The organism is Amycolatopsis sp. NPDC059235, from assembly GCF_042754125.1.
GTDB classification, from domain to species: Bacteria; Actinomycetota; Actinomycetes; order Mycobacteriales; family Pseudonocardiaceae; genus Amycolatopsis; species Amycolatopsis albidoflava.
In genome coordinates this window covers 60,909-67,338 of record NZ_JBHZAG010000058.1, presented here as the reverse complement: position 1 = coordinate 67,338, position 6,430 = coordinate 60,909, and the positions used below count along the sequence as shown (strand labels likewise).

Here is a 6,430-nt window from a genome sequence, read left to right as displayed (position 1 = left end):
CGGGGCGCCACCTGCGCGCCCTGGTGCGCCCCCCCCCAAGCCCCATAGGAGGGGGGGGGTGGGGGGTGTGGTCCTACCGGGCGGAAAGATGCCTTGACAAGCACCCCCGAACCGCAGAGAAGGCTTCCTATCGGGGTGCGGGGGAGGGGCTGGGTGCACCGCTGGTTGGGTGCAGCGGCTGCGGTTTAGGTCCGTGAGGGGAACCCTGAGGGACTCTGAGTCCCTGAAGGTGGCCCTCACGGACTTCTCTGGGGGTTAGCGGATGAAGTCCACAACGGACTTGGTGACCCGGGTTGGGTCTTCCAGGTGGGGGAAGTGGCCGATGGCTGGCCAGATTTTGGGTTCGCTGTGCGGGCCTGCCCAGTGGACTGACGCCAGGGCGGTTTCCGGGAGGATGCAGGTGTCGTCTGCGCCGTGGAGTTGCAGTACGGGGGCGGCGATGCGTCCCTCGACGGCGTCGGTGAAGCGCCTGCCTTCGCCGCGGAATTGGGCGCGGAAGGCCCAGCGGTAGTACTCCAGGGCGGAGTGGGCGACGCCGGGGACCAGCATGGCTTGGCGGAAGGCGGGCATTGTCTCGGTGAAGTCCGAAGAGGACCGCCAAGTCTCGCCGGACCATTTGGCGAAGAGTTCTTCCACTGCCGCCGCGTTGTCGCGGACCAGCCATTTTTCCGGGGCCATCGGTACCTGGAAGCGGAAGAGGTGGCCTACTGCGCGGATTTGGCTGCTGGTGCGCTTGACCGCCGACTTGAAGGCGAGGGGATGCGCGGCGCCGATGGCGGTCACCGAGGACACCAGGCGTGGGTGCAGTGCGGCGACTGTCCAGGCGAGCATGCCGCCCCAGGCGTGGCCTACCAGGTGTGCCCGGCGGGCGCCCAGGGCCTTGATCAGGCCGCCTACGTCGCCGGCCAGGGTCCAGGCGTCGTAGCCGCGTGGGGGCTTGTCCGAGTCGCCGTAGCCGCGCAGATCTACCGCTACCGCGCGGAAACCGGCGTCGGCCAGTGCGGGCAGTTGGTGGCGCCAGGTCCACCAGAAACCGGCGAAGCCGTGCAGGAGCAGCACTAACGGACCCTCGCCGCATTCGGCTACGTGCAGGCGGATGCCGTTGGCCGAGACGTCGCGATGCGTCCACGGGCCGTCGACCCGCACGCTCGACGGGTCCGGCGTCAGCTCCACCACTGCGCGCGCGGGCTGGCGTCAGCCCTGCGTCGAGGGCAGGTCGTCGTCTTCGGCGGGCTTGCGCTTGAACGCCTCAGCCGTCTCCTTGACGGTGCTGATGGTGCGCTCCGGCGCGCGCAGCTTCTTCACCTTGCGCCAGCCGAGGAACGCGGTCGCGCCCACGGTGACCAGCATCAGGCCGAACACCGTCGCGAACGCGGGCCAGCGGATGCCCCACCAGTCCGACAGGCCCTCGGCGATCAGCAGGAACAGGAAGAAGGTGCTGTACAGAAAGACGGTGAGGGCGATCAAGAAGAAGACCGTCCCCTTGAGCGCCTTCTTCGCTTCCTGCGCCAGTTCGGCTTTCGCCAGCTCGATTTCGGCGCGGACCAGCGTCGACAGGTGCTGGGTGGCGTCGCCGACGAGCTTGCCGATGGACTGTTCGCTCGCCGCGGCTTCCTCGTCGCTGGACAGGGGCAGGTACGGCACGGCCCCCACGCCGTCGGGGCTGGTGCGCTCGTGTTTGGGGCTGCTCACTGGGTCATCGTGCCACGTGACCGTATGCGAGGCGCGACGGACCGGCGGGAGTGTCGGGATCAAGCCGCCTTCGCGTGTACCCGGCTGCGCCGCAAGAGGAGCACGGCGGCCGTCAGCGAGGCGATCGCCGAGGCGATCAAGACCGCCGCCTTGGCCACTTCAGCGGCTTCGGCGGGCAGGGCGAGTTCGGCGATCAGCAGGCTGACCGTGAAGCCGACGCCGCCGAGCACGGACAGCGCGGCCACGTCTCGCCAGCTCATTCCGCTGGGCTTTTCCGCCACGTGCAGCTTCACTGCCAGCAGGCTTGCCCCGAAGATCCCGATGAACTTGCCGACGACCAGTCCGATGAGGACAGCCAGCGGCAACGCGGTGGTGAAGACCGTCGACAGCGCCTCGCCGTTCACCGAGATCCCCGCGGCGAACAAGGCGAACACCGGCACCGCGACCGCCGCTGACCACGGCTGCAGGCGGTGCTCGAGCCGGACCGCGGGCGCTTCCTCCTCGCCCTCGTCCGCGCGGACGCGAGTGAGCAGACCGAGCGCGACGCCGGCGATCGTCGCGTGGATGCCCGCCGAATGCACCGCGACCCAGGTGATCAGCGCGATCGGCACGTACAGCCACGGCGAGCGGACGCGTTTGTGCTGCAGGAAGGCGTAAAGCCCGAGCGCGACCACCGCGACCGCCGCCGCGATCAGGTTGAAACTGCTGGTGAAGAGGATCGCGATGACGAGAATCGCGCCGAGGTCGTCCACCACGGCAAGGGAAAGCAGGAACACCCGCGCGCTGCTGGGCAGGTTGGACGCGGTCAGCGCGAGCACGCCGAGCGCGAACGCGATGTCCGTGGCCACCGGGATCGCCCACGCCCGGTCGACCTCCGGCGTGCCCCACGCGATCGAGAGCGCGACCACCGCGGGCACGACCATTCCGCCGACGGCGGCGATCACCGGAAGCACGGCTTGCCGCCACCGGGACAGTTCGCCGACCACCAGTTCTCGTTTGAGTTCAAGCCCGGCGACGAAGAAGAACAGCGCGAGCAGGCCGTCCTTCGCCCAGTCTCCGACGGAGAGGTTGAGGTGCAGGAACTCCGGGCCGATCCGGAAGTCGCGCAGCGCCTCGTACGCAGGCGCGAGCGGGGAGTTGGCCCAGACCAGCGCGACCGCGGTGGCGGCGAGCAGGATGAGCCCGCCAGTGGTCTCCGTGCGGAGGAAACGGGCGAATTCGGCGACGGCGCGGGCTGGGGTCACGAAAAACTCCTTGCGGGGACGGCGGATCTCCCGCCGACCAGACTTCCCGGCACACCGATGTCCAGTTTACCGTCCGCAGTCGCCGATTACCGGCCGTTGTGACGAACGGCAACCGGGCCTGCCCGATGACGCTCGCATCACGCCGCGCTGAGCGCAAACGCAGGTCAGCCGTTCGCGTCGGCCAAGTTGTCTAGTCCATACTGACGCCGGTTTTTCGTTCACCTGTTCGCCTTCTAGCATGCGAGGAGAGAACGACAATGATGTTGAATACAGGGACGAGGCAGTAGTGAGCACCCCTATCGACGCCCAGGCCGATACCAGATTTTTCGGGCACCCGCGGGGGTTGGCAAACCTCTTCGGCGTGGAGATGTGGGAGCGCTTCTCCTTCTACGGGATGCAGGGCATCCTCGCCATCTACCTCTACCACTCGGTCGCCGCGGGCGGTCTCGGCCAGCCGGAAGCCGCCGCGACCAGCATCGTGGGCGCCTACGGCGGCCTGGTTTATTTGTCGACAATCGTGGCGGCCTGGGTCGCCGACCGGCTGCTCGGCTCCGAGCGCACGCTGTTCTACAGCGCCGTGCTGGTGATGGCCGGGCACATCGCGCTGGCGGTCGTGCCGGGGCTGGCCGGGGTGGGCGTCGGCCTGGTCTGCGTCGCCCTCGGCAGCGGCGGGATCAAGGGCAACGCCACCGCGCTGGTCGGCACGCTCTACACGGAGAAGGACCCGCGCCGGGACGGCGGCTTCTCCCTCTTCTACATGGGGATCAACCTCGGCGCGCTGGTCGGGCCGCTGATCACCGGATGGGTACAGCAGGAGATCGGGTTCCACGTCGGCTTCGGCGTCGCGGCGCTCGGCATGGCCGCCGGTCTCGTGCAGTACACCCTCGGGAGGCGCAATCTGCCGGACACGGCGAGGACGGTCCCGAACCCCCTCCCGGCCGGCCAGCGGGGCGGTGCGGCCGGCATCGGGCTGGCGGTGGTAGCCGTCGTGGTCGTCGCCGTGCTGCTGGGCTGGGTCACCGCGGACAACCTCGCCACCGTCACCGCGCTCGTGATCACCGCGGGTTCCGTCGTGCTCTTCGCGGTCTTGCTCACGAGCAAGAAGGTCACCCGGATCGAGCGGCGCCGGGTGTGGTCGTTCATCCCGATGTTCGTGGCGAGCGTGGTCTTCTGGTCGCTGTACCAGCAGCAGTTCACCGTGGTCGCGATCTACGCGGACAAGCGGCTGGACCGGGACCTGTTCGGCTGGACAATGCCGGTGTCCTGGGTGAACACGATCAACCCGGTGTTCATCGTGGTGTTCGCCGGGGTGTTCGCCGCGCTTTGGACCCGGCTGGGCGACCGGCAGCCGCCGACGCCGATCAAGTTCGCCCTCGGCACCGGGCTGATGGGCGTGGCGTTCCTGCTCTTCCTGCCCACCGCGGACAGCACGACCCAGACCCCGCTGTTGATGCTGGTGCTGATCCTGTTCGTCTTCACGCTCGCGGAGCTGAATCTGTCCCCGGTCGGGCTCTCCCTGTCGACGAAACTGGCACCGGAGGCGTATCCGGCGCAGATGGTCGCGTTGTTCTTCCTGTCGGTGGCCCTCGGTTCCGCGCTCTCGGGTGCGCTGGCCGGGTACTACGCGCTGGACAACGAGACTCCGTACTTCGGGATCCTCGGCGGGATCGCGGTACTGGTGGGGGCTGTGATCGCGGCCGCGTCGCCGCTGATCCGCAAGCTGATGTCCGGCGTGCGCTGAGGCTCAGGCCCCGGTCGCCTCGTCGAGCCTGCTGATCACCCACGCGGTAAGGCTCTGGCCCGCCGCTTCGGCGGCCTCCGCCCAGCGCTGTTTGCGCTGCGGCGGAGCGTCGATCCGCAGGGTCACCGGACGCACCCGGCCCGGCCTGCCCCGCAGTTGGTCCCGCAACGCGTTGCGGGACCAACTGTTTTCCTCGGCCGCGCGCAGCCAGCTGGTCTGCTGCTCGGCGGGCAGCCGGGCGACCTCCGCGTGGTGCTGGAAGCTCAGGCTCCGCCGCCGCTGCGGCAGGCGGACGTGGCGGGAGACCCACGCGTAGTTGCGCAGCGTCTGGTAGTCCAGCGCGTGTTCCGCCATGCTGCGCCGGTACCGGTCCTGGTAGCGGTCCTGCCCGTAGACGAGCCAGTCGCCGATCCACCACGCGGCCGCGGTGCCCAGCTGCGCCACGTGCGAGCCGAGCCGGCACCAGGCGGGCAGGCTGAGTTCCGACTCGAAGCGCAGCCCGACCGGGTTGGCGGTCACGTCGAGGCCGGGCAACGAGACGCCGAACGCGGTTCTCGGACGGCCGCCGGTGCCGTTGCGCGCTGCGGTGTCCTGTACCACGGTCATTCCTTTCCTCGAGGTCATCGGGCATCCGTGGACTGCAGGGCCGGGTAGTCGGTGTATCCGGCGGCACCGCCGCCGTAGAAGGTCTCCCGGTCCGGTTCGTTGTACGGGCCGCCAGCGCGAAGCCGGGCGGGCAGGTCGGGGTTCGCCAGGAACAGCCTGCCGAAAGACAGGACATCGGCGAGACCTTCGTCGAGCAACGGCAGGTCCGCGGGCCCGGCTGGGACCTTGCCGTCGCCGTAGTTCGCGTGCGGGTTCAGCACGAACGGGCCCGGCCAGCGTTCGCGCAGCCGCCGGGTGAGGTCGCGATGTCCGGTCTCGAAAAGGCTCAACCCGCCGAAGGAGACGGGCAGCGCGGCGAGCAGGGCGTCGTAGAGCGCGGCAGAATCGCCCTCGACGATGTCCTCGCCGATTTTCGCCGGGGTGAGATGCAAAAGCACCCGATGCGGTGGTACGACCTCGCAGACCGCCTCGACGACTTCAACGACGAAGCGCAGCCGTCCGGTCAGCGAGCCACCGTAGCCGTCGGTCCGGAGATTGGTGTTCTCGGCGAGGAACTCGTGGAGCAGATAGCCGTTGCCGGCATGCAGGGTCACGCCGTCGAAGCCGGCGTCGAGCGCCAGGCCCGCGGCGGTGGCGAAATCGCGCACAGTCTGGTCGATCTCGGCTGTCGTCAGCGCTCGCGGACGCGGATGTGGTTGGCGGCCGCGATGGGTGTAGATCTCGCCGGGAGCCCGCACCGCCGACGGCGCCACCGGTTCGAGCCCTTCTGGATTGTTCTCTGGATGGCTGACCCGGCCGGAGTGCATCAGCTGTGCGAAGAAAAGCGTGTCCTTGGCTTGGACCGCGTTGACGACTGGCTGCCACGCCTCGGCCTGTGCCCTGGCGTACATGCCGGGGGTGTCGGGCTCGCCTTGCCCGCGCGGGTTCGGGTGCATGCCTTCGGAAACGATCAGCCCGGCGCTCGCGCGCTGAGCGTAGTACTCGACCGTGTCCGGTCCCGGTGTCTGTTCCGCGCCGTACGCCCTGCTGCGGGTCATCGGTGCCATCGCGATGCGATTCTTCAAGATTGAGCCGAACAATTCCGCTGGCGCGAAGGCGGAGCGCACCTGTTCCCTCCCCGTTCCGGTGTCGATCACCAGCCTTGGCC

Annotated in this window: 6 protein-coding genes; 1 reads left to right on the top strand and 5 read right to left on the bottom strand. The window is 68.9% G+C overall.

Going from position 1 to position 6,430, the window contains the following annotated elements:
* Positions 1–255 precede the first annotated feature (255 nt).
* Genes ACFXI3_RS31040 through nhaA form a run of 3 tightly spaced genes read right to left on the bottom strand, consistent with a single transcriptional unit; the run spans position 256 to position 2,936 of the window.
* Positions 256–1,173: an alpha/beta fold hydrolase gene (locus tag ACFXI3_RS31040; RefSeq protein WP_378404289.1), complete on the bottom strand. Its 918-nt coding sequence runs from the start codon at positions 1,171–1,173 to the stop codon at positions 256–258.
* A gap of 21 nt (positions 1,174–1,194) precedes the next feature.
* Entirely contained in the window at positions 1,195–1,692 is a 498-nt protein-coding gene (locus ACFXI3_RS31035; protein ID WP_344265759.1) for a phage holin family protein, read from the bottom strand.
* A 59-nt stretch (positions 1,693–1,751) separates the two neighbouring features.
* The gene (nhaA, locus tag ACFXI3_RS31030) at positions 1,752–2,936 is read right to left on the bottom strand and encodes a Na+/H+ antiporter NhaA (RefSeq protein ID WP_344265756.1); all 1,185 of its coding nucleotides are present in this window, start codon (positions 2,934–2,936) and stop codon (positions 1,752–1,754) included.
* 286 nt (positions 2,937–3,222) lie between these two features.
* Between nhaA and ACFXI3_RS31025 the strand changes: the two genes are divergently transcribed.
* Positions 3,223–4,677: a peptide MFS transporter gene (locus ACFXI3_RS31025; RefSeq protein ID WP_344265753.1), complete on the top strand. Its 1,455-nt coding sequence runs from the start codon at positions 3,223–3,225 to the stop codon at positions 4,675–4,677.
* A 3-nt stretch (positions 4,678–4,680) separates the two neighbouring features.
* On the opposite strand, the gene ACFXI3_RS31020 is transcribed toward ACFXI3_RS31025, so the two are convergent.
* Complete coding sequence (locus ACFXI3_RS31020) at positions 4,681–5,283, bottom strand: LmbU family transcriptional regulator (RefSeq protein ID WP_378404286.1); 603 nt, start codon at positions 5,281–5,283, stop codon at positions 4,681–4,683.
* A gap of 14 nt (positions 5,284–5,297) precedes the next feature.
* A complete protein-coding gene (locus ACFXI3_RS31015) occupies positions 5,298–6,389 on the bottom strand; it encodes an alkene reductase (RefSeq protein WP_378404284.1) in 1,092 nt (363 codons plus the stop codon).
* Positions 6,390–6,430 lie beyond the last annotated feature (41 nt).